General features: G+C 46.5%; 25 protein-coding genes. 10 read left to right on the top strand and 15 right to left on the bottom strand.

Annotated features, from left to right (window positions below; translation table 11 throughout):
- The first annotated feature begins 64 nt into the window (after positions 1 to 64).
- Both flgM and Q1A86_RS17955 read left to right on the top strand, forming a co-directional pair.
- Positions 65 to 352 (top strand): flagellar biosynthesis anti-sigma factor FlgM, encoded by a 288-nt coding sequence (gene flgM, locus Q1A86_RS17960; RefSeq protein WP_299809675.1) that lies wholly within the window; start codon positions 65 to 67, stop codon positions 350 to 352.
- Positions 345 to 803, top strand: a complete 459-nt coding sequence (locus tag Q1A86_RS17955) for a flagellar protein FlgN (protein ID WP_299809671.1) — start codon at positions 345 to 347, stop codon at positions 801 to 803. Before flgM ends, Q1A86_RS17955 begins: the two co-directional genes overlap by 8 nt.
- Positions 804 to 815: 12 nt before the next feature.
- Here Q1A86_RS17955 and Q1A86_RS17950 read toward each other — a convergent pair whose 3' ends face one another.
- The 8 genes from Q1A86_RS17950 to Q1A86_RS17915 form a co-directional block, all read right to left on the bottom strand.
- On the bottom strand, positions 816 to 1,229 hold the full coding sequence (locus Q1A86_RS17950; RefSeq protein ID WP_299809668.1) for a flagellar FliJ family protein: 414 nt from the start codon (positions 1,227 to 1,229) through the stop codon (positions 816 to 818).
- Positions 1,230 to 1,280: 51 nt separating this feature from the next.
- Positions 1,281 to 2,618, bottom strand: a complete 1,338-nt coding sequence (locus Q1A86_RS17945; RefSeq protein ID WP_299809665.1) for a FliI/YscN family ATPase — start codon at positions 2,616 to 2,618, stop codon at positions 1,281 to 1,283.
- A complete protein-coding gene (gene fliH, locus Q1A86_RS17940; protein ID WP_299809662.1) occupies positions 2,608 to 3,357 on the bottom strand; it encodes a flagellar assembly protein FliH in 750 nt (249 codons plus the stop codon). The genes Q1A86_RS17945 and fliH overlap by 11 nt, the downstream gene beginning before the upstream one ends.
- Entirely contained in the window at positions 3,357 to 4,343 is a 987-nt protein-coding gene (locus Q1A86_RS17935) for a flagellar motor switch protein FliG (RefSeq protein ID WP_299809747.1), read from the bottom strand. Before Q1A86_RS17935 ends, fliH begins: the two co-directional genes overlap by 1 nt.
- Positions 4,344 to 4,411: 68 nt before the next feature.
- Positions 4,412 to 6,127 (bottom strand): flagellar basal-body MS-ring/collar protein FliF, encoded by a 1,716-nt coding sequence (gene fliF, locus Q1A86_RS17930; protein ID WP_299809659.1) that lies wholly within the window; start codon positions 6,125 to 6,127, stop codon positions 4,412 to 4,414.
- A 76-nt stretch (positions 6,128 to 6,203) separates the two neighbouring features.
- Positions 6,204 to 6,542 carry a flagellar hook-basal body complex protein FliE gene (fliE, locus tag Q1A86_RS17925; protein ID WP_299809656.1) on the bottom strand — a complete coding sequence of 113 codons (339 nt, stop codon included), beginning with the start codon at positions 6,540 to 6,542 and terminating at the stop codon, positions 6,204 to 6,206.
- A gap of 28 nt (positions 6,543 to 6,570) precedes the next feature.
- The gene (locus Q1A86_RS17920; protein ID WP_299809653.1) at positions 6,571 to 7,878 is read right to left on the bottom strand and encodes a sigma-54-dependent Fis family transcriptional regulator; all 1,308 of its coding nucleotides are present in this window, start codon (positions 7,876 to 7,878) and stop codon (positions 6,571 to 6,573) included.
- Positions 7,865 to 8,704 carry an OmpA family protein gene (locus Q1A86_RS17915; protein WP_299809650.1) on the bottom strand — a complete coding sequence of 280 codons (840 nt, stop codon included), beginning with the start codon at positions 8,702 to 8,704 and terminating at the stop codon, positions 7,865 to 7,867. Before Q1A86_RS17915 ends, Q1A86_RS17920 begins: the two co-directional genes overlap by 14 nt.
- A gap of 613 nt (positions 8,705 to 9,317) precedes the next feature.
- Here Q1A86_RS17915 and Q1A86_RS17910 point away from each other — a divergent pair.
- Genes Q1A86_RS17910 through flhA form a run of 8 tightly spaced genes read left to right on the top strand, consistent with a single transcriptional unit; the run spans position 9,318 to position 15,753 of the window.
- The gene (locus Q1A86_RS17910) at positions 9,318 to 10,199 is read left to right on the top strand and encodes a FliM/FliN family flagellar motor switch protein (RefSeq protein WP_299809648.1); all 882 of its coding nucleotides are present in this window, start codon (positions 9,318 to 9,320) and stop codon (positions 10,197 to 10,199) included.
- Positions 10,192 to 10,548 (top strand): flagellar motor switch protein FliN, encoded by a 357-nt coding sequence (gene fliN / locus Q1A86_RS17905; RefSeq protein ID WP_299809646.1) that lies wholly within the window; start codon positions 10,192 to 10,194, stop codon positions 10,546 to 10,548. The genes Q1A86_RS17910 and fliN overlap by 8 nt, the downstream gene beginning before the upstream one ends.
- Before the next feature lie 2 nt (positions 10,549 to 10,550).
- Positions 10,551 to 11,279, top strand: a complete 729-nt coding sequence (fliP, locus tag Q1A86_RS17900) for a flagellar type III secretion system pore protein FliP (RefSeq protein ID WP_299809644.1) — start codon at positions 10,551 to 10,553, stop codon at positions 11,277 to 11,279.
- 35 nt (positions 11,280 to 11,314) lie between these two features.
- Positions 11,315 to 11,461, top strand: a complete 147-nt coding sequence (locus tag Q1A86_RS17895) for a hypothetical protein (protein ID WP_299809642.1) — start codon at positions 11,315 to 11,317, stop codon at positions 11,459 to 11,461.
- A gap of 4 nt (positions 11,462 to 11,465) precedes the next feature.
- Positions 11,466 to 11,735 carry a flagellar biosynthesis protein FliQ gene (gene fliQ, locus Q1A86_RS17890; RefSeq protein ID WP_202723511.1) on the top strand — a complete coding sequence of 90 codons (270 nt, stop codon included), beginning with the start codon at positions 11,466 to 11,468 and terminating at the stop codon, positions 11,733 to 11,735.
- Between the two features lie 11 nt (positions 11,736 to 11,746).
- Positions 11,747 to 12,523, top strand: coding sequence for a flagellar biosynthetic protein FliR (fliR, locus tag Q1A86_RS17885; RefSeq protein WP_299809636.1), 777 nt, complete (start codon positions 11,747 to 11,749; stop codon positions 12,521 to 12,523).
- A complete protein-coding gene (flhB, locus tag Q1A86_RS17880) occupies positions 12,523 to 13,656 on the top strand; it encodes a flagellar biosynthesis protein FlhB (RefSeq protein WP_299809633.1) in 1,134 nt (377 codons plus the stop codon). Before fliR ends, flhB begins: the two co-directional genes overlap by 1 nt.
- Before the next feature lie 15 nt (positions 13,657 to 13,671).
- Positions 13,672 to 15,753 carry a flagellar biosynthesis protein FlhA gene (gene flhA / locus Q1A86_RS17875; RefSeq protein WP_299809630.1) on the top strand — a complete coding sequence of 694 codons (2,082 nt, stop codon included), beginning with the start codon at positions 13,672 to 13,674 and terminating at the stop codon, positions 15,751 to 15,753.
- Positions 15,754 to 15,802: 49 nt separating this feature from the next.
- Here flhA and Q1A86_RS17870 read toward each other — a convergent pair whose 3' ends face one another.
- The 7 genes from Q1A86_RS17870 to Q1A86_RS17840 form a co-directional block, all read right to left on the bottom strand.
- Positions 15,803 to 16,780: an alpha/beta fold hydrolase gene (locus Q1A86_RS17870; RefSeq protein WP_299809628.1), complete on the bottom strand. Its 978-nt coding sequence runs from the start codon at positions 16,778 to 16,780 to the stop codon at positions 15,803 to 15,805.
- A gap of 142 nt (positions 16,781 to 16,922) precedes the next feature.
- Positions 16,923 to 18,704 carry a DUF885 family protein gene (locus Q1A86_RS17865; RefSeq protein ID WP_299809625.1) on the bottom strand — a complete coding sequence of 594 codons (1,782 nt, stop codon included), beginning with the start codon at positions 18,702 to 18,704 and terminating at the stop codon, positions 16,923 to 16,925.
- 219 nt (positions 18,705 to 18,923) lie between these two features.
- On the bottom strand, positions 18,924 to 20,300 hold the full coding sequence (gene hemN, locus Q1A86_RS17860; RefSeq protein WP_299809622.1) for an oxygen-independent coproporphyrinogen III oxidase: 1,377 nt from the start codon (positions 20,298 to 20,300) through the stop codon (positions 18,924 to 18,926).
- Positions 20,301 to 20,550: 250 nt separating this feature from the next.
- On the bottom strand, positions 20,551 to 21,018 hold the full coding sequence (locus Q1A86_RS17855) for a DUF2489 domain-containing protein (protein ID WP_299809619.1): 468 nt from the start codon (positions 21,016 to 21,018) through the stop codon (positions 20,551 to 20,553).
- A 91-nt stretch (positions 21,019 to 21,109) separates the two neighbouring features.
- Positions 21,110 to 21,646 carry a Der GTPase-activating protein YihI gene (yihI, locus tag Q1A86_RS17850; protein WP_299809616.1) on the bottom strand — a complete coding sequence of 179 codons (537 nt, stop codon included), beginning with the start codon at positions 21,644 to 21,646 and terminating at the stop codon, positions 21,110 to 21,112.
- 47 nt (positions 21,647 to 21,693) lie between these two features.
- Positions 21,694 to 22,368, bottom strand: coding sequence for a class I SAM-dependent methyltransferase (locus Q1A86_RS17845; protein WP_299809613.1), 675 nt, complete (start codon positions 22,366 to 22,368; stop codon positions 21,694 to 21,696).
- A gap of 796 nt (positions 22,369 to 23,164) precedes the next feature.
- The gene (locus Q1A86_RS17840) at positions 23,165 to 23,785 is read right to left on the bottom strand and encodes a cytochrome c4 (RefSeq protein ID WP_299809610.1); all 621 of its coding nucleotides are present in this window, start codon (positions 23,783 to 23,785) and stop codon (positions 23,165 to 23,167) included.
- Positions 23,786 to 23,894 lie beyond the last annotated feature (109 nt).

Genomic DNA, 23,894 nt, shown 5'->3' with positions numbered 1-23,894 from the left:
ATTTCAGAATGCACCTAATGGAGTCGCTTTACTTCCTATAGTAGGCGTATTTGAGGTAGCCATTATGGAAATAAACAAAATAAACAGCACGATAAATGCTGAGATGGGCACGAGCAAGAGTAAGACGCACAGTGCCGTACAGCCTTTAGAGCCCCCTGTTTCAGCGGGGATAAAACCTCGACAGGAAGTGAGTGCGGACTGCAGGTTGATAGAGCGAACTCAGCAACGCTTAGACCAATTGCCGGACTTTGATTTGGCTAAAGTGGCAGAGGTTCGTCAGTCATTAATCGACGGTAGTTTCGATCTCGATCTCGAGAAGTTGACCGATGCTATGGTGCTGCAGCATGGATAAACCTGCCCACAATGTCAGTAAGCGCGAGTTAGTGCAGAGCATTGTGCGAGGTATTCGCCAAGACATTGAAGGCTATCAGAAGCTCAAAAGTTTGTTAAAGCGTCAGCGTGAATTAATGCAGCGCCGGGATAACAGTGGTCTTAAACATCATAACGAACACCAATCAGGCTTGTGCGACAGTTTGATGCAAAAAGCGGGTGAGCGACGCAGGATGCTGGAAGCCTTAGGTTTTGCTGGCAATGCCAGTGGCATGGCTGCGTTAATTGCTAAGCTGCCGCAATCATCATCGGAGCAGGTGTCGATGTTATGGCAAAACTTGCTGCGCTTAGTTAAAGAGAGCCAGCAGGTGAATGAGGCCAATGGTAAGTTGCTGGTGGCTCAGCAAGAGGTCATTAGCCAGCTACTTAACCGAGGTGGTGATAATCCAGTTGATTATGGCGAAATGCGTTAGACTCAGTTGCCATTAACGAGTCGCATAACGCGCAGCCAGGTCATCTAACTGCTTTTGCTCCTGTTTCTGCTGTATCTGATGACGCTGTTGCAGTCTTTCCTGATATAACCACTTTATACCTTGTTGTCGACCTAACTGCTTGTGCCAAAGTTGGCTCATTCTCTGCTGCTCTTGTTGTAGCAGCAGCTGCTTGCGGGTCAGTTGCTTGATCATGGGTTCGATGACTTGGATCATCTGCGCGCTATTTTGCAGCATCATTGCTGATGCCCCGGTGAGGTTTATCTGGGTGTAGTCGTTCACCATCTGTCCGAGTTGATGCTTTTGCTGCTCTATGGTGTCGATTTTACTCTGGGCAGCATTGCGCTGCAGCCCGAGTTGGCTAAGCTTTTTCTCTTCTTGCTGACATAACCTGAGTAATTGCTTCATCTCGTCTTTTCCGCTGGTATAGGCTCAATAATGGCTTGTCGGGCCGATTTATTACTGCTCTGCTGCTAGGTTGAATCCCATCTGGCTGACCAGTTGTTCTAGGGCGCTGAGGCTCTGATTGAGATCTGCCTGTGTTTGGGTTGCTTGACGTAAAAATACGGCCATCTGTGGATAACAACTCACCGCCATATCCATTTCCGCGTCATGACCTGCTTGATAGCCGCCTAATGGCAATAACTCTTTTACCTCGTTATAGCGACTATTGAGGTGGCGGAACCACTGTCCCTGTTTTAGGGTGTTTTGGCTGGCGACTTGGGTTGCGAGACGGCTTACAGAGGCGCCGATATCGATAGCCGGGAAGTGTCCCTGCTCGGCAAGCTTACGGTTAAGCACAATATGTCCATCGAGAATGGCTCGAGCGGAGTCCGCAATGGGATCTTGCTGATCATCACCTTCGGTTAAAACGGTATAAAATGCGGTAAGGGTGCCGGTTGGATGTTGGCTATTACCTGCCATCTCCACCAAGCTAGGTAGCTGAGCGAACGCCGATGGTGGGTAGCCTTTGGTGGCAGGAGGTTCGCCTAAGCTTAAGGCAATTTCACGTTGCGCCTGGGCATAGCGCGTCAGCGAGTCGACCAGTAACAGTACCTGTTTACCTTGGTCACGGTAAGCCGCAGCAATATGGTGGCACAGGCGCATTGCGCGCATTCGCATTAAGGGCGTGGTGTCGGCAGGGGCGGCGATGACCACGGCGCGCTTGCGTCCCTCTTCGCCTAATGACTCTTCGATAAACTCCCTGACTTCTCGGCCACGTTCACCAATTAGGCCAACTACCACAACGTCTGCTTCGGTGAATCGAGTCATCATCCCAAGTAGCACACTCTTACCAACACCAGAACCAGCAAAGAGTCCTAGACGTTGACCACGACCGACTGGGAGTAGGGCGTTGATAGCTCTAATGCCTACGTCTAACGGTTCACGAATAGGTTTACGTAGCAGAGGATTGGTGCTCTTAAACTGCAGGGGTACATGGGGAATATGCTTGATACTACCTAGATCATCGAGTGGTTGGCCTAAGCCGTCGAGTACTCGCCCGAGTAGGCCTAATCCTGTAGGGATCTGGCAACGTCCCTCGATAGGCATGACTCGAGCACCGGGCATTAAACCGTTGGTGGGTTCGATGGGCATCAAACATAGGGTGTCTTTATAAAAACCAACGACTTCGGCTTCGACTAAATGGTTATCGCGGCACTCTACATAGCAGCGATCGCCTGTTCCGAGTTGACAGCCCACAGCCTCAAGCAGTAAACCGTTAACTCGAGTTAAACGCCCATACACTTGGGCGACGGGCACCTTAGGCCAATCTAGGATATCGGCGTTAAGCTTCAACGTCTGCCTCGTTTGTTACCTGATTAACCTGCGCGTTTTGTAGGTGAGCTTCAACCTGAGCCATACAGCTATTGAGGCGAGTCTCTACCGATGCATCTGCGTCGGAGGTTTCACTGACAATACGGCATCCTCCCGCACTAATGCTGGGATCAGCCACTAAGGTCCAAGACTGCACTTTATCGGCGGCTAGCTCTTTAAGTTTTTCTACGGCGCCTGGTTCCAGATGGATCTTCACTTGAGCAGGATCGTCAGGCAGGGCTGATAAGGTCTCTTCGATCAGATTGAGAATTTGCTGTGGTTGTAGGGTCAGCTCACAGCGGATGACCTGTAAAGATACTCGTCGCACCAGATCCAGAATTAAGGACTGTTGCTGCAAGATCTGCTGGTTATGTCCCTCTTCAAGCAAGGATTTTAGCGCGCCTAGGGGAGCGATAATGCTGTTGAGCTGATCATCGATATTGTCTTTACCTTTTTGCTGACCTTCGATACGGCCTTGGTTAAAGCCTGCAGCATAACCCGTTTGACGACCTTCGTCTTCACCGGAAGAGTATCCTGCTTGATGGCCTTTCTGAACACCTTCGTCGTAACCTTTATCGAAGGCTTGCTGGAAGTCTTGCCAGTTAGCACTCTCGGTATTGCCATCGGTTTGTGGCGCAACTAGAGGTGAAAAGCGATGACGACGAGCATGGTGACCAGTCAAGCGCCAGCGTGGGTCTGCCTTATTAACTTGTTGGCTCATTAATCTACCACCTGCTCTTCAAACAGTTGTAGCTCGATTTCGCCGTCATCCATCATCTGCTTAGCCAGCTCCATGATCTGTTTACGTGCCGCAATGGCTTGGCTTAAAGGCACTGTACCAATGGCTTCAACTTGGGTTTCGATTGCCGAGGACATACGTTTCGGTAGGGCAGCTAGCAAGGTTGTCTTTAAATCGCTATCGATACCTTTCAGGGCTAATGCAAGTATGTCTGCAGGAACTACAGCCATAATCTCTTGCAGAGTCTCAGGTTTTTGGCGTCCTAGGATGATGAAGTCGAACATATTATCGGCTACGTTATTCGCCAGTTGCTTGTCATGCAGCTTCAGCATCTCCATTAACTGTTCTCTGTCGCCATCGAATCGATTGAGAATATCGGCAACTTGGCGCACTCCACTTATCTGGGTATGACTTTTCTCCATCGCCATTAACATGCAGCGCTCGACAAGCTGTTTGAGCTCGTCGACCACTTCTCGGTCTAAATCGCCGAGCTGGGCGATACGGACAAGCACTTCATCCTGTCCTTCAGCGGGTAGGCCTTGTAACACTTGAGCGGCGCTTTCTGGCGGCAATAAGCCTAATAGTACGGCCTGTAATTGGCAGTGCTCGTTGGCAATCTCACGAGCGAGTAGCTGTGGATCGACCCATTCTAGTCGCTTAACGAGGATCTTAATTTCATCGCCATAGATGCTGTCGATTAGACTCTTCGCCACTCGATCGCCGAGTGCGAGATCTAAAGTTTTCTGTAAATAAGTGCGCGAAGCACGCGCGATGCCAGACTGCTCCTGATAGCGTGTAAAGAAACGCCCCAATACGGCCTCGGCCTCGTGTTGAGTGATACTCGATAGTCGTGCCATCTTATGACTCAAGTGCTGTACATCATTGCGATCTAAATGCGCCATGACTTGAGCCGCCCCTTTTTCACCCATGCTAAGCAGCAACATGGCTGCCTGCTCTAGGTTGTCCATCTTAATTGTGAGTTGATTATTCACTGTTTGGGTTACCTATCTTTTAACGCTAAATGCGATGGGGTTAATTAAGCTTGAGGAGTGTTTTGCTCACTCTCTCGGTCGCTAATCCAGTGGGAGATCACCTCGGCGACTCTCGCAGGCTCTTGATTGGCGAGTAGGCTTAAGTGCTCCATCTGTACAGTCAAAGGCGAACCTGGAGTCGGTAAGCTCAGATTACTGCTCCAATTGCTGTTAATGTTGGCAGTATTGAGTGCAAGTAAGTTGTCGGCAGCCTCTTGCGCTGCATCGCTAGGTGCTGTAGCTACCTCTGGTGGCGGCATTAAAGGTGTTGTGCTGGCCGATTCGCTGTCTTTGATGTTGTACTCAACGGTGCGAGTCAGGTGCTGTACTAGAGGACGCAATACAAAGAAGATCATACCTAAACCTAAAATGGCACCAATAAAGTAGCGCAGGTAAGCTTGATAGCTTTCACCTTGCCACCAAGGTAACGGTTCAAATTCGGCAATTTTTACTGGGGCAAAATTGAAGCTACTAATGCTGAACTGATCACCACGAGCTGCTGAGAAACCAATAGCATCCTGTACCATACTGCTCATCTGATCGAGTTGAGGTTGACTCCAACCCGTTTCGCCTGCCGCTTGGTTATTGAGTAGTACTGAGATAGACAGGTTTTCTAATTGCATCTGCTGATAGCGGGTGTGTTTGACTGAGCGACCGACCTCGAATTGACGGCTCTCTTGTTGGTTTAGGTTGCTTGTGCTGTTGTTTGTAGCCGGATCAGCTACTGGAGGCTGGTTACTGAGAGCCCCTGGGATCCCAAGAGCCATATCGCCACTGGTTTGATTGGTGCTTTGTTTCTCTTGGCTAACAACAGTTTGTGGATCGAGTGATTCGCGTGTCTCTTCCACCTGATTAAAGTTCACCAATGCCGCTACTTGTACTTGAAAGTTGTCTCTTCCAAGGATAGGTAGCAGCATGCTAGAGGCTCTACTAATAAGGCTTTGCTCTAGTTCATGGGTATATTTGAGCTGCTTATCTCGTGACTGACTCATGTCTTGGCTAGCATTGATTTCAGAGCTTAAATGATTACCTTCTTGATCGACGATTTGCACGCGTGCAGGTGTCATTCCGGTTACGCTGCCTGCGACTAAATTAGCGATTGAGGTGATTTGCTCTGGCTGTAGGTGTTGTCCAGCGTAGAGATCTAGCATCACAGAGGCTGAAGGTAATTCAGGTTGCTGACGAATAAATAGTGTTTTCTTCGGGATAGCTAAGTGGACTCGAGCGGTTTTTACCGCTTTTAGTGCCATGATGGTGCGAGATAGCTCACCTTCTAGGCTATAGCGATACTTGGCCTGTTCCATGAACTGGCTAGTACCTATGGTTGATGCATCGAGCGATTCCATCCCAGAGGGGACTTTGGCTTTGACACCACGAGCGGCCAGTACCATGCGAGCATTACCGACTTTATCTTCAGGAACAAGTACTAGGCCTGAGGTTGGATCGAGGCGGTAACTAATGCCCTCGGCTTCGAGAACCTCAATAATTTGCGAAGTCTCAACATTTTCTTGGTTGCCATATAACGGGCTATAACCTTGGCCAGTGCTCCAAAGCATCAACACTATCACGCAGGCTGCGACTATTGCGAGAATGCCCAGGGTTGCTGCATGTCGGTCTCCTCGACTGAACTGGTGCCATTTCTGCTTCAACGAGTTAAGACGATCATTCTTGCCATTTACATCTGTCATGACAGGGCTGGTTTGAGTCAATGTGGTTGACATGCTTTCGTTATCCTTGCTCAAAGGCTTATTAGTTTTTGGGCGTAATTACAATAGTGGTTGATGGGTATGGCATGATTTAGATCGGCATCTTCATTACGTCATCGAACGCTTGCACTAGACGGTTTCGAATTTGGATCATGGCCGAGAAAGACAAGCTCGCTTTTTGAGAGGCGACCATGGCTCCGACTAAGTCGTCACTCTGCCCGCTATCGACTGCACGTACTAATGCCGATGAGGCATTCTGGTCTGCATTGATGCTGGCGACTTTATGCTTCATTAATTCTGTGAATGAGGCGGGTTGTAGGCCAAAGTCTCTCGGATTCGGACCGACTTTAATTGCTCCCTTTGCCATCTCAGAATGAATATTAAGTTGCTGGATCATCGACTGGGCGCTGGCGATATTGGCATTTGACATATTTGCTCCTTATTTATCTTAAAGCTGGTTATGCAGCATGTCCCGATTGCGACAGGATCTGCTCGATATCAATGCCTTCTTCACGCATCTGTACTAGCTTGTATCTAAGTGCTCTGGTGGTCATTCCTAGAGCCTTTGCTGTGTTGTTACGATGGCCGTTATGACGTTTAAGAGTTTCAATTATGTATTGGAACTCCGCTTGGCGTTTTGACGCCTTAAGCCCCAACTCACTTTGCTCTACTAATGCAGAACCGTCTTGATTGACAAGACCCAATTCCTCGGCTTGTAACGCTTGACCACGTCGCATAACCAGCGCTCGTTGAATGGTATTTTCTAACTCGCGCACGTTACCGGGCCAGTCGTGGCTTAAGAGTAAGTTTTGTGCCTGTTCGCTGAAGTAGCATTGCTGATTAGCAGCGAGGATTTTATAGCGTTGTAGAAAATGCTCGGCGATGGGCAAAATATCTTCACGTCTCTGGCGCAGTGGCAATATCTTGATCGGTAATACATCCAAGCGGTAGAAGAGATCTTCTCTGAATTTGCCATCTTGAACCGCTTGCCGTAGATCTTTGTTGGTGGCGGCAATGACCCGAATATCTAACGCAATTGATTTGTGACAACCTAATCGCTCAACCTCTCTCTCTTGTAGTACTCGCAGCAACTTGGCTTGTAATAGCAGCGGCATCTCTCCGATTTCATCGAGTAGTAGGGTTCCGCCATTAGCAAGTTCGAATTTACCGGGCTGGTCTGTTGTGGCACCGGTAAATGCGCCCTTGATGTGGCCAAACAGGATGGACTCTAAAATGCTTTCAGGGATCGCTGCGCAGTTGATTGCGATAAAGGCTTTATCTGCACGATTAGAATGACGATGAATATAGCGAGCCAGCGGTTCTTTACCTGTTCCGCTTTCTCCCGATAGTAGTACTGTGGCTTCGGTATTTGCTGCGCGATGGGCCAACATAAGTAATTGGCGGCTGACAGGGGCTGCACAAATTAATTCATTATTGGGCAATTCTAAACGGCGCAGTCTTTGTAGAAGTGAACACAGTTGCTCTTCATCTATCGGCAGTAACAAATAGTCTTGTACGCCGCACTGCATGGCGATACTGGCAAGCTCAGTTTGTTCTGGATCGAGTAGGGCGACTTGGTGCTTACCTGGATATTGACGGAGACGTCCAGCCACATCCTGACTCGTGCAATGAGAAAGATTGATTAAGCTTAACCAAGGGCAGTCTTTGTCTTCGGACTGCCATAAATTAAAGCCCTGCTGTTTCAGTCTATTCTGGCTAGATTGGCTTAGATCTGCGCCGATAAATCTTAAACTAGAAGGATTCATTTTTTGCTCTCGAAGCAGAGGTTTTCGTGGCGTTTTGTACCGTTTTTACTAGGCGTAAGGTGACTCGACGGTTTAGCTCTCGGCCTTCGGTGCTGTTGTTGCTAGCGACTGGCGTTCGGGTACCGTGGTGTCGTGTTTGGATCATCTTTGCCGATACCCCAAGTTCTATTAATCGAGATACCACTTCATCGGAGCGCTCTTTACTCAGTACTAAGTTAGCTAAGTGGTCACCAGAAGCATCGGCATGACCGTCGACCAAGACTTCAACAATACTAGGATCGGCTTGAATGTAGCGATAGACGGCATAGAGATCTTGTTCATGAGAGGCATTTAAAAGACTTGAGTTAGGAGCAAACTTGAGCTCTAAGCGTCGTAAGTAGGTGAAAGGTTTTGGCAGTAATTGCTGGCGACAGAGCCTAAATTGATTCGCTACTGAACGGGTTGATACTGGGCTGGCATTGATTAGGTACTGACTGTCAGGGCTAGTGATAGCGACTTGCCAGGTGTGTCCCTGCTCAAGGGCTTCTAAAAAAGCTGCAGTACTTTTCTGGCTAATTGCCTTGGATCCAAACCAATTTAATGAGGTCTCGGCAAGTGGATGCTGTGTCTTTTCCTGCCAAGAGGCGGGGACAACCCAAGCTTGGCTCTGGGTATTATTTAGTGAGAGCCAGTCAGCTTGCAGAGACAGGGCGAGAGGTTCACCAGGAGCCGCGCTGAGTTGTAATGTGCCGAAGCTCTGAACTCTATGGGTAATTTCACAGCCAAACTGATCTCCTGAAAACTGCCAATGAGCTTTTTCAAAAGGAGTTTGATAGCTAACAGGCACAGCGAGTGCGTTATTTGTGATGTTTGTACAAATAAAAATTAAACAGATTAATATATAAACTGACAGTTTCAATTGTTAACAACCCTTAAGTTTAGATGCTTGAACTTTATTATTTTGGTTTTAAATTTTTTAAGGTTGCCAATTAAACACGTAATACTAAAATATGTAAAACTTTTTATTTCTGTTTTACGTGTCAATCAAGGTTTTAAAACTTATCTTAAAGTTGAGTGTATTTGTTGTAGATGTGATGTAAGCTTGCGATTATTAATTTCCAGTGTAGAACTGTTTGTTTTTAATACGGCTGAAGACTGTTCAGCCTTGGCTTTAGTCACTATTTTAATTGTATCTTGTTGATTTTAGCTGTTATTTCTGTAACCCTTAAAATAATTGAAAATAAATTAAAGTTTTTCTTAAAACTGTCGCTTTATAGGGATTTCTATTTTTTAATTCGGCACTGTTTATTTTGAGTGGTTGATTAATATTGCCTTGCAATATGTTTTGTTATATTTGTTGCGCGATTTATTTATTTAGTCATTATTTTGTCGTTCGTCATTTTAATTGCTTATTTAATTTCGCGTCGAATATTTGACGATCTTTTTGTGTGAGATTTAGGATGAAAACAACTGCTAAAGCCAATCTAATTAAATCTAGTCAGGTGGGAGAGGTTAGACCTGTTGTCTTGATTAAAGAGAAGTTGGCTAGAAGTCGATTATTGATGCAATTAGAGTCATGCCAGCGGCCAATGATCGATGCTGTTAATGAGCTGCTGACACCGATTACTCGGCAGGGTCACTATGCGCTGTCAAAAGTTTCGCTAACAGCGAAAACTCAACCCGTCACCCCTCAATTGCATCATGCTTGGTTTTTACTTAGTTATAACCGAGTGGAGCTGGGCTGGTGGCTAATCGATAAATGCACACTGGATCAACTTGCTAGTGGTTATTACGGGAGTTTTGCTAGTGCGTTGCATTCTCCCTTAAGAGCTCCGAGCCAGTCAGAGTTTCGTCTGGTTAAACGCTTAATGATGGCGGTGATAAGGACATTCCCGATCATCGAAATCGATGAGGATAAATTAGAGCTTGAGCTAGTAATGAATACAGCTCCTATCAAGGCTCCTGTCTGTTGCGAACTGAGCTTTCCAGCCGCTCACAGTGGTCCCGCTCTGTGTTTTTATATGGCTGAACACCTATTGGAATTGATGGCTGAGCAGCCTAGCCAATATCAAGCCGACCCCGCTTTAGCCGAAAAGTTGGCTGGCAGACTGAAGCAGATCCCGCTTAGAACGCTACTCGAGTTAGGACATCAGAGCATGCCAGTGACATCACTGCAGAAATTAGCCGTAGGCGATATTTTACCTATGAACCTGCACTCTCGCTGTCCTGTTACCGTCGGTAAACGCCCACTTTTTTACGCCACAGTTCATACCCATGAGGGGCAGATGGTGGCCAAATTGACCCAAGAAGCCTTTCAAATGGAGGAACAATCCAATGGCTGAACATAATATTTTGCAAGATGAAGACTTTTTACTCGATGATGATTTTTTTGCTGAAGAGCCGATCCGCGAACCTAAGGCTCAAGCTAAGCCTGTAAAAGATATATCATTTTTTCATCAGCTTCCCGTTCATGTGACGTTAGAGCTCGCCAGTGTAGAAATGTCGTTAGGTGAATTGGCGCAAATGGGCGAAGGTGATGTCGTTGCGCTAGATCGTATGGTGGGTGAACCTCTAGATATCCGTGTCAATGGTGCATTGCTTGGACGTGGCGAAGTCGTTGAAGTTAATGGTCGCTACGGCGTGCGCTTGCTCGAAGTGGAAGCGACCAGCCTAACTGGAGCTGCTGACTAACTATGTGGCGAGTGTTGCTGGTTCTTGTGTTGAGTTTTTCATCGGCGGCTTATGCAAGTGATGGGTTGACGTTATTTTCTCTGGCCGATGGTGATAAGACACAGGCTGTGAGTGTAAAACTAGAAATCTTAGCCTTAATGACAGTGCTGAGCTTTCTTCCCGCATTGTTGATGATGCTCACCAGTTTCACTCGAATAATTGTCGTGTTAGCTATTTTGCGTCAAGCCTTAGGCTTACAGCAAAGCCCGCCAAACAAGGTGTTAATCGGTATCGCCTTAGTTATGACTATTTTTATTATGCGTCCTGTCGGGCAGGCAATCTATGACGATGCATTTCTACCCTATGACATGGGGCAGATAGAGCTTCCGGAGGCAGTTGCACGTGGCGAAGTGCCATTGCGTCAATTTATGTTGGCGCAAACTCGTGAAACGGATCTTGAGCAGATGCTGAAGATTGCCGGTGAACCCGTAACGTTGACTGCCGATGAAATCCCATTTTTTGTGCTGATGCCTGCCTTCGTATTGAGCGAATTAAAGACCGCATTTCAGATTGGTTTCTTGTTGTTTCTGCCGTTTTTGGTCATCGATTTGGTAGTCGCAAGTGTGTTGATGTCTATGGGGATGATGATGTTGTCACCACTGATTATCTCATTGCCGTTTAAATTAATGGTGTTTGTGTTAGTCGATGGCTGGTCGATGACGGTGAGCACCTTGGTGGCCAGCTATGGTTAGCCTAGATTCTGTTGCACGATTAGGAAGGTATTTTAATGAGTATTAAGCTGCAGGATGAGCAGGAATTAGCTGTTTCCATCGCCGATATTATTCATCTGTTTCTTGGCTTGATGATGACCGTTTTAGTGGTATTAAATGATTGGCCAGCCGTTATCTCTATGCTCATAGCTGGGGTGTTTTAGCCATATGGATGTTAATGAATTAACGTCGATGTTTTCTGAAGCCATCTTTCTGGTGGTTGCTATGGTTGGCGTCTTAGTGGTTCCAGGCTTGTTAGTCGGCCTGCTGATCGCTGTGTTTCAGGCCGCAACTCAGGTGAATGAGCAAACCTTAAGCTTCTTACCAAGATTAATTTTGACCCTATTGATGGTGGTCTTTGCGGGTGAATGGTTATTGCAGCAGATTGGCGACTTCTTCAATCGTTTGTTTATGAATATTCCCCATATCATAGGTTGAGGACTTACTGATTGCTTTCGTTTTCCTCAATTCAGATCAGCACCTTTATCGGTACCTTCTGGTGGCCTTTTTGCCGCATTATGGGGGCATTTATGGTGATGCCTTTCTTAGGTAATAACTATATTCCTGCCACAGTGCGGATCCTGTTAGCTATCAGCATATCCGCTATGATTGCCCCTATACTTCCTCCCTTTCCAGAAGTCGATGCCATCTCGTTTCATGCGCTGTTCTTGGCCGTCGAGCAGTTATTGATTGGTTTCATGCTGGCACTCTTTTTATCGATAATGATCCATGTGATGACGATGTTTGGCGCCATGATGTCGATGCAGATGGGGTTGTCGATGGCCGTGATGAATGACCCCTCAAGTGGTGGTGCTAATCCTCTTTTGGGTTTGTGGTTTATGCTCTATGGAACCTTGCTGTTTCTGGCTTTAGATGGCCATTTGGTGGCGATTGGCATCTTGGTGGATAGTTTCAGATTATGGCCTATCGGAATGGGAGTGTTTGATCTTCCACTAATGGGACTTATCGGTCGGATCTCTTGGATTTTTGCCGCTTCATTTATGCTGGCTTTGCCAGCGATCCTTGCCATGTTAGTCGTGAATATCACTTTCGGCGTATTGAGTCGCTCGGCTCCATCATTAAACGTGTTTGCCCTAGGCTTTCCTATGTCTATGTTAATGGGGCTACTGTGTGTGTTCTTCTCCTTTAGCGGTCTACCGACCCGCTATAGCGACCTCTGTTTAGATGCTTTGTCTGCCATGTATCAATTTATTGGTGGTATATAGTGAGCGGTAAGGACTCGGGCCAGAGTAAAACGGAAAAAGCGACACCGCAAAAATTAAGGAAGGCTAAGGAGCAGGGGCAGGTACCGCGCTCTAAAGACTTAGCCTCCTCGGCGCTTATTATTGGTTGTTCCTTATTGCTGACGACGACTGCAGACTGGATTGCCGTTAGGGTCGCAGAGCTAACTAGAACCAATATGTTATTTACTAAGGCGCAGTTAGATGAGCCGGGGATGATGACTCGCCATCTTGCGCATTCTCTATTAGAAGTGCTGAATATTCTGGGGCCACTCTTTTTGACGGTGGCCTTGATAGCCATCATTGCCGGAGCTATGCCTGGTGGTCCGGTGTTTAACTTTAAAAATGCAGGCTTTAAATACAGCCGAATCGATCCGATAGCAGGCCTTGGCAGAATGGCCTCGGTAAAGTCTTTAGTCGAGCTGATTAAGTCGATTCTTAAGATTGTGCTGCTGGTCAGCATCATGCTGGTTTTTTTACAGAAGAACCTACAGACCTTGATGAACATCAGCCAATTGCCAGTTGATGAGGCGGTTATGCGTGGTATAGATATGCTGAGTCTAGCCATGCTTTATCTTGGTTTGGGGCTACTATTGATCACCTTTATCGATGTGCCTTACCAGTATTGGCATCATCATAAAGAGCTGAGAATGTCGCTTCAAGAAGTGAAGGATGAACATAAACAGCAGGATGGTAAGCCAGAGATTAAGGCTAAGATCCGTCAAATGCAGCAACGGATAAGCCGCTCTAGAGCCGATGTCTCAGTACCTAAAGCCGATGTGTTATTGGTCAACCCAAGTCATTACGCCGTGGCCCTCAAATATGACATGAATAAGGCGGATGCCCCCTATGTGCTGGCGAAGGGAACCGATGAGTTAGCGCTCTACATGCGTGATATCGCTAAGCGTAATGGGGTCGAGGTACTTGAGCTACCGCCATTGACACGAGCCATCTACTATTCGACTCAGGTCGAGCAGCAGATCCCATCGGGTTTATTCGTCGCTATCGCCCACGTTTTGAGTTATGTGATGCAGCTCAGGGCTGCAAGACAAGGCAAGCAGGCTAAGCCTGAGCCTTTACCCCACTTCTATATTCCGAAGAATTTACAACATGATTAAAGGTTATTTGCATTAATGAACTGGTTTAAGCGTACTTTTGCCGGTAGCCCAGGCTATATCGGCATTCCAATCATGCTACTCGCCGTATTGGCCATGGTGATCTTGCCTTTACCACCATGGCTATTAGATATCTTGTTTACCTTCAACATAGTACTAGCCGTGATGGTGCTATTGGTTGGCGTATCGATCCGTAGACCGTTGGAGTTCTCAGTATTCCCTACTGTTCTGCTGCTCGCTACCCTACTGCGTTTAACTCTAAACGTGGCCTCGACTCGTGTGGTGCTTATTGAAGGCCATGAAGGTGGCGATTCCGCTGGTAAGGTGATCCAAGCTTTTGGTGAGGTGGTGATCGGCGGTAACTATGTCGTCGGTGGGGTGATCTTCTTAATCTTAATGATCATTAACTTCGTGGTGATCACTAAAGGTGGCGAACGAATTTCCGAGGTTTCAGCACGTTTTACCCTAGATGCCTTGCCCGGTAAGCAGATGGCAATCGATGCCGATCTCAATGCGGGGGTCTTGACTCAAGATCAGGCGAGAGAGAGGCGCCAAGAGGTGGCACGTGAGGCCGACTTCTATGGTTCTATGGATGGTGCCTCTAAGTTTGTCCGTGGTGACGCCATTGCCAGCATGTTGATCTTAGCCATCAACATGCTGGGTGGTCTAGCGATCGGTATCTTCATGCATGACTTGAGTGCGGGTGAAGCGTTTAAGACCTATGCATTGCTGACTATCGGTGACGGCTTAGTCGCACAGATCCCGTCGTTATTACTTGCGACTGCGGCGGCGATCATTGTAACTCGTGTATCCGATGCCGAAGAGATGCCTGAGCAGTTGCGTCAGCAACTACTGGCGAATCCAAAGACGCTAGCGACATCTGCACTGGTTATGTTTGTCTTAGGCATAGTGCCCGGGATGCCAACCTTTGTATTCTTATCGTTTGCAGCCCTACTGGGGTTTGTGGCTTGGAAGCAGAGCCAAACAGAACCTAAGGTTGCCGAGTCTAAGGTTGAGGAGCTAAGGGAAAGCAGCTTTAGCGAGCCCTCGGCGCCGAGTTGGGATGCGCTGCCTTATACGGATCTGATTGAAGTGCGTTTAGGCTATCGCTTGGTGCACTTGGTTGAGCGTAGTAAGGGGGCTGAGTTGCAGAAACGATTAACAGGTATTCGTCGAACTCTGTCTGAGCAGGCGGGATTTTTGCTGTCAGAGGTGAGAGTAAGGGATAACCTATCTTTGGCCCCCAATGCATATCAAATCAATATGATGGGTAACCCCGTGGTCACAGCAGAATTAGAGCCAGAGCGTTTAATGGCGATCAAGAGTGGTCCTGTGTTTGGCGAGATCGATGGTATTATTACTAAAGAGCCCGCTTATCAGATGGATGCTATCTGGATTGAGCAAGACCATAAAGCGAAAGCGTTAAACTTGGGATATTCGGTGGTGGATAATGCCACGGTTATCGCGACTCATGTCAGTAAGCTTATTAGAGAGTCGCTACCGGATATGTTGCAGCATGACGACGTATTGGCGTTGAGTGATAGACTCGCGAAGCAGTCACCTAAATTGGCTGAGTCGCTCAATGCTGCCTTGACGCCTATCTTGCAGCTCAAGGTGTATCGTTTACTGCTTAAGGAGCAAGTATCACTGAAAGATATCCGTACCATTGCCACAACCTTGCTTGATTGCAGTGAAAACAGTAAAGACCCTGTATTGCTTGCAGCCGATGTGCGTTGTGCGCTGCGCAACACCATCTTACACTCTATTGTTGGTGCAGAGCCTAAGCTTAATGTGATGACACTGGCGCCGGAACTTGAGCAGACATTGATGGTGGCGCTCAATCAATCTCAGCAGCAGGGCAAGGGGTCCTTGGATAGTTTCCCTGTCGACCCTCAACTGCTGGCACAGTTACAACAACGGATGCCGCAGCTGCTCGCACAAGCGAAGGAGCATGGTCATAGCCCGCTGTTGTTGGTTTCGCCACAACTAAGGCCGATATTGGCTCGCTACGCCTTGGCGTTTGCTCGCGGCTTGCATGTACTGTCTTACAATGAGATCCCGGAGACGCGGGAGCTGATGGTGGCAGGGCAGTTAGGTTAATTGAAAACAGAAAGGGATAGCTCGCTATCCCTTTTTACTTTTTGTAAGCTCATGAATTTACTTGTTTTAAGAAGTTGCATAGCGCCTTGAGTGCTAGGTTGCGTGCTTTGTCTCGCTCCATAAAGATCTCGTGACGCGCATAGGGGATTTTAATTAAGCGGCACTGGCCATTTACGGCGCGGTTCTGTGCGGCGTTAGCGACTATGGTGTCTTCCTCTGCCTGCAAAATAAGTAGCGGAATAGGGCTATTTCGAGCGGCAGCTACCGCCTGCTCGGCTGCATCAATTGACTCGATTAACCAATGGTTGGTTGGCGAGCCCAGCTGTAATTGTGGCTGCTGGCGGTAAAGCTCGCGATAATCCTCATAGCGAAGCTTACTGTGGGTCAGGTCGTTTTTATCGAACGGGTCGGCATGGTAGTCTTTACCGCCCAATATATACTTAGGCTGCTTAGCGGTATTGAGTAAAGATGCTAGGCCTCGGATAAAGGCTTTGGGAAGCGGGAGCTTGATACCATACATAGGTGCCGAGAAAACCGCAGCCTTAAAGGTCGACGGGTACTGATCTAGATAAAGCGTACCGATTGCTCCTCCCATCGAATGACCAACCAGATAATAGTTTTCCATGGCATGCGGTTTGACAATTCTAGTGACAAACTCGGCGAAGTCGTCGACATAGCGCTGGAACTTGTCGATATGTCCCTGATGAGGATTCGCAGTCGTGCGTGCCGATAAACCTTGGCCGCGATGATCGATAGCAAACAAGCTGTAGCCTTGCTGATAAAGGTCGAACATCAGCTCTTTATATTTCAGATAAGACTCAACCCGACCACTGCTGATCACTATGGTACCTATACTATTTGGATGCGTGATACGGGCATAGGCTAAACTGATATTGTCACGGGTCTTGAAACTCGATTGCGTCACTTGCTGCCAAAAGACTTTCTGCTCTGGGCTATTAAGGTGGTGCTCAGATGAAAAGCTGACAGGAGTAGTGGTGTTCATATAGGGCTCGGTAGCAATCGACATGGAGTAGTTCTATTGAGTGATCTTGCATGCAGTGTAGCAAACTTATTTAGCCAGACTCTAGCGAAACATAAGCGATTAAATCGCGCTCATTAAAAAGGCCGCTAATGCGGCCTTTTGCTGTTCTAACCGTCTAGATAAGTGATTAGATTTCCGCTTTTTGGGCTGCGATAAAGTCTTTTATCTGCTGTTCTAATACCGACATAGGTACAGAACCATTGGCTAGAATGGCATCATGGAAGGCGCGAATATCGAAGTTCTCACCTAGCTCATCTTCCGCTTGTGCGCGCAAACGTTTGATTGTCAGCTCACCAATCTTGTATGACAGGGCTTGTCCTGGCCAGTTGATGTAACGGTCTATTTCAGTATTAACGTTATGCATCGACAGTGCGGTGTTGCTGGCCATAAAGTCTATAGCCTGCTGGCGCGACCAACCTTTGGCGTGCATGCCTGTATCGACGACTAGACGCGCTGCACGCCACATCTCATAGGTTAGGCGGCCAAAGTTACTATAGGGATCTTGGTAAAAACCAGCCTCTAAGCCTAGATATTCCGAGTAGAGTCCCCAGCCCTCGCCGAAGGCTGAAATATAGCTGTAGCGACGAAAGTTTGGTAGGTCGGTTAGCTCCTGATTGAGTGCTATCTGTAGGTGATGGCCAGGTACGGCTTCATGCAGCGTGAGCGCTTCCATCTCATAAAGTGGACGTTTGTCTAGGGCGTAAGTATTGACCCAGTAATAGCCTGGCTCGTCTGCGCGATTCGAGCCAGAGTAACGCCCGGTGGTGTATTTAGGTGCAATTTCGGCAGGTACCGGCTCGATACCATAAGGTTGGCGTGGCAACTTGCCAAAATACTTAGGTAGCATGGCGTCGGCTTGCTTGGCGATATAGGCCGCTTCCTTGAGTAACTCTTCCGCTGTCTCGGGATAAAATTGTGGGTCGGTTCTTAAAAAGTGTAAGAACTCGGCAAAGCTACCATTGAACTCCACTTCTTTAATGATCTGCTGCATCTCAGCGCGGATCCGTTTAACTTCTTGTAAGCCCAGTTGGTGTACTTCATCTGAGGTCATATCTAAGGTGGTGTAATAGCGCACGCGGTTCTCATAGAAGGCCTCACCATCAGGAAGGTCATAAGTGGCAATGCTTTCTCGGGTATTAGGAATATATTCAGTGGTGATGAAGTCGAAGAAGGCTTGATACTGAGGAAGCACAGTGTCTTGCACTAAAGTACGGCCCTGTTCGGTCAGGTGTAGTTTATCAGCCTCACTGAAGTGCGATGGGTACTGAGTGAATGGCTTGAAGTATCCACTTTCCTCTACCGGCACGATAAAGGCGGTGATGCTGGTTTCAAAACCTTTGAGTGTCGCCTTAGCTGGGGTGATCCCAGCGGCTAAACCTTGCTGCAGCCAATAGGTCTGCTGTTCGAAGTAGTCCGGCATTGCTTGCAGCTGCTTTATATAGTTTTGGTAGTCTTCGACCTTGGCGAAGCGGCCTTTGGCTATTGAAGCAATATAAGCATGAAAACCGCCTTCGGCAGAGATAGGCATGTAGTGGTCTTTATAGCGGTATTGGTCAACATCGTTCTGTAGTTGAGCTTGCAGTATCTGTGCGTTAATCGCGTCTTCTTTGCTGTAACTGCTGCTGTCTATTTGCTGCAATCGTTTGAGTAGCTGTTGTTTGCGCTGGTCGAGTGCATCGAGTGCCGCTGGCGACAGGTCCTGCAGTTTACCTGCGGCAGTTTTATCCCCAAGTGAATAGGCAAAGCTTGGGCTGGCGTCTAAGGAAATCTGCCAAGCGGCATCAATAATGGACTGCAGTTGACTATGGGTTACAACTTGCTGAGTGGTGACATCTGGCGTAGTGGGTGTAGTGGTTTGGCAGGCGCTGAGCCCCAAGACGAGTACCGAGGGAAGTAGGTATTTATACATAGATATGTCCATTATTGTTTTAATTATCAGCTTGATTATGCCGTTACAGGCCGCAAAGGTCACGGATGAAAATTAAACTAAATGTGACAAAAGGATTCCCTCTGAAATGGAGAGCTTTGCTGGAAAGTGCAGCTTGCTGGTGGTACTTATATTTTTTCAGGTACAAAAAAACCGGCTAAGGCCGGTTTTTTGAGGTTCTAATCGTGCTTTAACTGCGGATTAGATAACGCGAGAGAACTGTTGTTGCCTTGCTTTCTCACGGTAGTAAACATCGAAACAGATACAGATGTTACGGATCAGCAGACGGCCAGTTGGGCTGATAGTGATCTTGCGGTCAGTGATGTCGACTAGCTTATCATCGATAAAGGTTTGCAGCAGTTTTAAGTCTTCTGCGAAGTACTCTTCAAAGTTGATGTTTAACTTTTCTTCGATCTTCGCCATATCTAGGTCGAAGTGGCAGATAAGCTGCTTAATCACTACGCGGCGAATTTCGTCGTCACGGTTTAAGCTACAACCTTTCCAAAGCGCATGGCCATTAGCATCGATTGATTCGAAGTAAGGGCGAATGTCTTTCTGGTTCTGTGCGTAGCAATCGCCAATCTGGCTGATTGAAGACACACCTAGACCCAATAGATCACACTCTTCTTGAGTGGTGTAACCTTGGAAGTTACGGTGTAGACGGCCTTCGTTCTGCAGAATAGATAGCTCATCGTCTGGCTTAGCAAAGTGGTCCATACCAATGTATTGGTAACCCGCACCCGTTAGGGTCTCGATAGTTTGATGCAACATATCAAGTTTTTGCTGTGGCGATGCAAGATCTTCATCTTTAATCTTACGCTGGGCTGCAAAACGTGATGGCAAATGAGCGTAGTTAAATACTGATAGACGGTCTGGGTTTAAGTCCAGTACGCGCTGCATGGTTTCAGCAAAGGTCTCAGGTGTCTGATGAGGCAAGCCGTAGATTAAGTCGATGTTAGTCGAAACAAAGCCTAGCTCTTTAGCGCGTGCCATTAAGTCGAAGATGAACTGCTCGTCTTGCTCGCGGTTTACTGCAACTTGAACCTTTTTATTGAAGTCTTGAACACCGATAGAGATGCGGTTGAAGCCCGCTTCTTTTAGGGTGTCTAGCATCGAAAGTTCGATTTCACGCGGATCGACTTCGATTGAGTATTCACCTACATCGGCAACCTTGAAGTTAGCCTTGATGAGTGCTGATAGCTTAAGAATTTGCTCAGGTGTTAGGAATGTCGGTGTACCGCCACCCCAGTGAATTTGGGTTACGAGATAATCTTTAAACAGCGGTGCGCGCTTAACGATTTCTGCTGCTAAGTACTCAATGTACTGATCGGCTTTATGTTGGTGACGAGTGATAACTTTATTGCAGCCACAGTAGTAACAAAGCTTGGCGCAGAAAGGAATATGGATATAAAGAGAAAGTTTGTCACTCTTGCTGTTCTTGATAGAGGTCAGCAATTTTTCCTCGGTAAACGAGTCATCGAACTCCAAGGCCGTCGGATAAGAAGTATAACGTGGACCGCTATAATTGTACTTTTCGATCATTGACTGATCCCAACTAATTGGGGTGGGCTGCTTCAAGGCGTGTCCTCCGGCGTGTAGTTTAGCAACATGTGAAGTATGCACGGTTATTTGTTGAATAACCTTGATCCATGTTGTAAAAATTTAATATGGGTAGCAAAGTGTGACTGAATATCGCTGAAAATGAGGTGCATGTCTGTGGTCTTGGGAAAATTTTGTGCACAGACTCACCCTATATGAGCAAAATATGTCATATCTGCGATTTTGATGCTGCCCTTTTAAAAGTCAGTTACCTCTATCGCATCGAATATTAGTGTAGTGACTCAGAGTTTAGTTCACTAAGCCGCTTGGCTTCTTCTAATATTTTGACTTCTAGCTCACTTTCAGAACGCATGCGAGCGAAGTCGAGTTTCATACGCTGTTGTTTTTCTAAGGCCTTACGCTGCTCTTTGATGGGGTGCGCTTTAATTACTTCAAAGTGCTGAAAAGTGGCGGGATACTGACTGGCGATGAGTTCAGAGAGTCCGACTAACTGAGACAGCTTAACAATTCGCATTACGCCTTCTGACAGCTCGCAGCGCTCTTCTAGCATCGCAGTAGCGATATAGCGAATATTGTCGAGCAGTTCATTAGCCTTGGCTTTGGCTGCATCGGCTTGCTCTTGCTTCAGTTTGGCCTGGAGTTGTTCTTGCTTACGTACTTTAATCAGTAAATAGCCTGCGTAGGCTGCCAATGCTACTACGATAATGATGGCGAGGAGAATAAAGGCTGTAGTCATGCAAAACCCTAACTGTGAGTGAGAGAAAGAGACGATTATGGATAAAAATATGGCATCAATAAAGATGCCATAGGGTTTTACACATTAAGAATTAATCTTTGTGTTGGTAGTCTTTTAGCAGATCTGCGCCAGACTCAAACTTATCAAATAAGTCATCATCGCTAACGGCTTTTCTGCTTTGTGGCTCATCGTCTTCTTCGTCGGTGATGCCCAGTCTTACCATTAGTGCTTCAATTTGGTTTAACTGCTTGTCTAACCATTTCTGATCTTCTTGGTTCAGGTTTTTACCTTCTTCAAGCATATCTAGCAGACCGTTTAGTCTTGGGTCTTCCTCAAGCTTCAACAACTTCTGCTCGTCGGTTAGTTTCGGCCCTTGAGGCTTTTTCTCAACCTTAGCTTCGGTATTGATGTGCAGTTGAACAGGCTTTTTACTGCCGTGACGTGGGTCAGCGCTCTTAGCCTTACCACCGTTAGCCTGGCTCTCAATCATCGAAGCGTTATGACGGCTTCCCGCTTTGTTGCCAGCAACTTGTTTTTTGCCTGAAAGAACTCGCTCTTTCTTCTTGGTTCTTGGGGCTAATTTTGGAGCATTCTCGTTGCTCTTACGCGTTTTCTTACTACGGGACATGATCGCTTATCTCGATAACTTAAATGACTCTACTTGTTGAAAAGCGCTTAGGCTCCTACAACAACTGAAGTTTGGTCGCGTGTTATATCAGATCCTGATGGTTTTTGCACCAGAATGAGATCGTTTGCTGCAAATAATAGCTTAAAACCGACTTTGTTTGCTAGAAACTCAAAAGTCTGCCGTTGGTAAAAGCTGACGTGGGTGAGGTTATTCTTGTGGTGCCATTTATCAAATGCACTTAGATCGCTGAGCAGGGGGGTGCAGATTGCAATCCAACCACCGGGTTTTACGAGCTCGCTGAGCAGCGCCCATTCTCTATAGGGAAAGCGAAAGTGTTCAAACACTCGGTAGCAGCAGATAAAGTCGTATTCTTGCTTCAGTTGGCCAGTCCATGGTGCGATGCTTGGGTCATACTGATTAAGCTGGTGGCCTCTGGTGGTGATCTTTTGCAAGGTATCTGCATCTAGGGTGCGGCCAAAGTTAAGTCCTAGCAATGGTGTTTGCCCGTCTTCACATTGGTCGATGAGCTCCAACATAAACCGTGCTAATGGTTTTTGTTTATTATTGGCTTGGCGATATTTTTGCTGTTCTACCGAAGGGGGAAGGTGAGAGTTAGCGTCGGCAAAAACTAATCGGCATAGATGACAATGATACAAGCAGCGTTTTTTATTGGCGTAAAACCGAGTTGTATTGTCACTATGACAAAGAGGGCATCTGCGCATATATTAGTAAAACCAACAAGTTAGACTTTTTTTAGTATAAGACGAGAAATAAAAAAAGGCGACAGATTATCTGTCGCCTCTATAAAGTGTCAATCGACACCAATTCTGATTTCAAGTATCCATACTTGCTATGTGACTATCCCGGTCAATATCCATCTTATTTTTTGTCAGCTTTCCATGCATGTCTTGTAGTTTATGGTCTTCCAGACACTTTATTTTTAGACCTGTCGTCTTCCCGACAACAGTTTCCGTAGATGGTCTTTAAAGACACATCACAATTTTTATTCGTCCATCCAATGACGCCTAAGTAACCATCCCTGTATATTTTTTTAAGTATCTTCCAGTGATAACAAGCTTCCCGCAAGTGCATCCAAAGCATCAGCTTCCTATGCCATGTCTGTATCCTACAAACATTTTCCTATTGGTAGATGTTTCTCTGAATGTAAGGGTGAATGCTAAATAGCGTTTTGGCCTTCCTAACCAAATCCTTACTAAATTCTTGCGACCTGGACTTCAAACTGAAATCTCGACTCTTATTATTTTTAGTGAGTGGTCTCAATATTATTATTATTTTTTTGTTACTTTATTCTTATATCTTAAATGTATATATACCGAAATCTGAGAGTTATTATTAACTAATTTTTGTACTAACAGTTGGGTTCATCTCGGTACGGGGCTTATTTAAACCTAAATCTGTGATCTCTGTCAAGCAGGTTTTTGCCTTAAGTTTACGTAAACGTAAACAAGATGATATAAAAAAGACGGTCAAACCGTCTTTTTTATATCTTGCTAATATTTACTTAAGGCTTGATATATATTTAGATAATGCGTCGATGTCGGCTGCATTTAACTTTTTCGCGACGTCTTGCATCATGCCATTTAAGTCGTTGTTACGATTTGTATCGTGGAACTTATTTAGCTGGATCTTGATGTAGTTGGCATGTTGGCTGTTGATAGCTGGGAAGCCCGCAAGCTCAGTTCCTTTACCTTCAGGACCATGACAAGCGATACAAGCGGTGATGCCTCGAGCCGAGTCACCCGTTTTATATAGTTGCTCACCTAGCTCAGGGATATCTTTAACTTCGATACCTTGATTGGTTTGGCTAGCATAAAATGCAGCAAGGTCAGCGATGTCTTGATCGCTAAGGGCGACAGACATACCGCCCATGATAGGGTCCATACGACCTTCTTTGCCGGCAGTTTGTGCTGCACTGCGGAAATCATGTAATTGCTTTTCTAGGTACGTACTGTGTTGACCTGCAAGTTTTGGGTACATGTCTATCATGCTGTTGCCGTCAACACCGTGACAAGCAGAGCAAACGATGGCTTTAGTTTTTCCGGCTTCAGCATTTCCTTCTGCCATAGCAGGTGAAGATATTGTGGCTAAAACAGACAGCGCAAGAGCTAACTTTTTCATGGCGTTCCAACTTCTTATTAAAATATTTGTCATGAGCTTACTAGGAAGACCCGCAAGCGTGATAAAATGTATTTTATGTGATCGGGGTAATATTTTACACGAAATTGTG

The organism is uncultured Shewanella sp., from assembly GCF_947497935.1.
GTDB lineage: Bacteria > Pseudomonadota > Gammaproteobacteria > Enterobacterales > Shewanellaceae > Shewanella.
This window is presented reverse-complemented; position numbering and strand designations above follow the sequence as displayed.

Excerpts from the sequence above, each read along its gene's own strand:
- flgM (WP_299809675.1), top strand. The coding sequence starts at position 65 with ATGGAAATAAACAAAATAAACAGCACGATAAATGCTGAGATGGGCACG.
- Q1A86_RS17955 (WP_299809671.1), top strand. The coding sequence starts at position 345 with ATGGATAAACCTGCCCACAATGTCAGTAAGCGCGAGTTAGTGCAGAGC.
- Q1A86_RS17950 (WP_299809668.1), bottom strand. The coding sequence starts at position 1,229 with ATGAAGCAATTACTCAGGTTATGTCAGCAAGAAGAGAAAAAGCTTAGC.
- fliH (WP_299809662.1), bottom strand. The coding sequence starts at position 3,357 with ATGAGCCAACAAGTTAATAAGGCAGACCCACGCTGGCGCTTGACTGGT.
- Q1A86_RS17935 (WP_299809747.1), bottom strand. The coding sequence starts at position 4,343 with ATGGACAACCTAGAGCAGGCAGCCATGTTGCTGCTTAGCATGGGTGAA.
- fliF (WP_299809659.1), bottom strand. The coding sequence starts at position 6,127 with ATGTCAACCACATTGACTCAAACCAGCCCTGTCATGACAGATGTAAAT.
- fliE (WP_299809656.1), bottom strand. The coding sequence starts at position 6,542 with ATGTCAAATGCCAATATCGCCAGCGCCCAGTCGATGATCCAGCAACTT.
- Q1A86_RS17920 (WP_299809653.1), bottom strand. The coding sequence starts at position 7,878 with ATGAATCCTTCTAGTTTAAGATTTATCGGCGCAGATCTAAGCCAATCT.
- Q1A86_RS17910 (WP_299809648.1), top strand. The coding sequence starts at position 9,318 with ATGAAAACAACTGCTAAAGCCAATCTAATTAAATCTAGTCAGGTGGGA.
- fliN (WP_299809646.1), top strand. The coding sequence starts at position 10,192 with ATGGCTGAACATAATATTTTGCAAGATGAAGACTTTTTACTCGATGAT.
- fliP (WP_299809644.1), top strand. The coding sequence starts at position 10,551 with ATGTGGCGAGTGTTGCTGGTTCTTGTGTTGAGTTTTTCATCGGCGGCT.
- Q1A86_RS17895 (WP_299809642.1), top strand. The coding sequence starts at position 11,315 with ATGAGTATTAAGCTGCAGGATGAGCAGGAATTAGCTGTTTCCATCGCC.
- fliQ (WP_202723511.1), top strand. The coding sequence starts at position 11,466 with ATGGATGTTAATGAATTAACGTCGATGTTTTCTGAAGCCATCTTTCTG.
- flhA (WP_299809630.1), top strand. The coding sequence starts at position 13,672 with ATGAACTGGTTTAAGCGTACTTTTGCCGGTAGCCCAGGCTATATCGGC.
- Q1A86_RS17870 (WP_299809628.1), bottom strand. The coding sequence starts at position 16,780 with ATGTCGATTGCTACCGAGCCCTATATGAACACCACTACTCCTGTCAGC.
- Q1A86_RS17865 (WP_299809625.1), bottom strand. The coding sequence starts at position 18,704 with ATGTATAAATACCTACTTCCCTCGGTACTCGTCTTGGGGCTCAGCGCC.
- Q1A86_RS17855 (WP_299809619.1), bottom strand. The coding sequence starts at position 21,018 with ATGACTACAGCCTTTATTCTCCTCGCCATCATTATCGTAGTAGCATTG.
- yihI (WP_299809616.1), bottom strand. The coding sequence starts at position 21,646 with ATGTCCCGTAGTAAGAAAACGCGTAAGAGCAACGAGAATGCTCCAAAA.
- Q1A86_RS17845 (WP_299809613.1), bottom strand. The coding sequence starts at position 22,368 with ATGCGCAGATGCCCTCTTTGTCATAGTGACAATACAACTCGGTTTTAC.
- Q1A86_RS17840 (WP_299809610.1), bottom strand. The coding sequence starts at position 23,785 with ATGAAAAAGTTAGCTCTTGCGCTGTCTGTTTTAGCCACAATATCTTCA.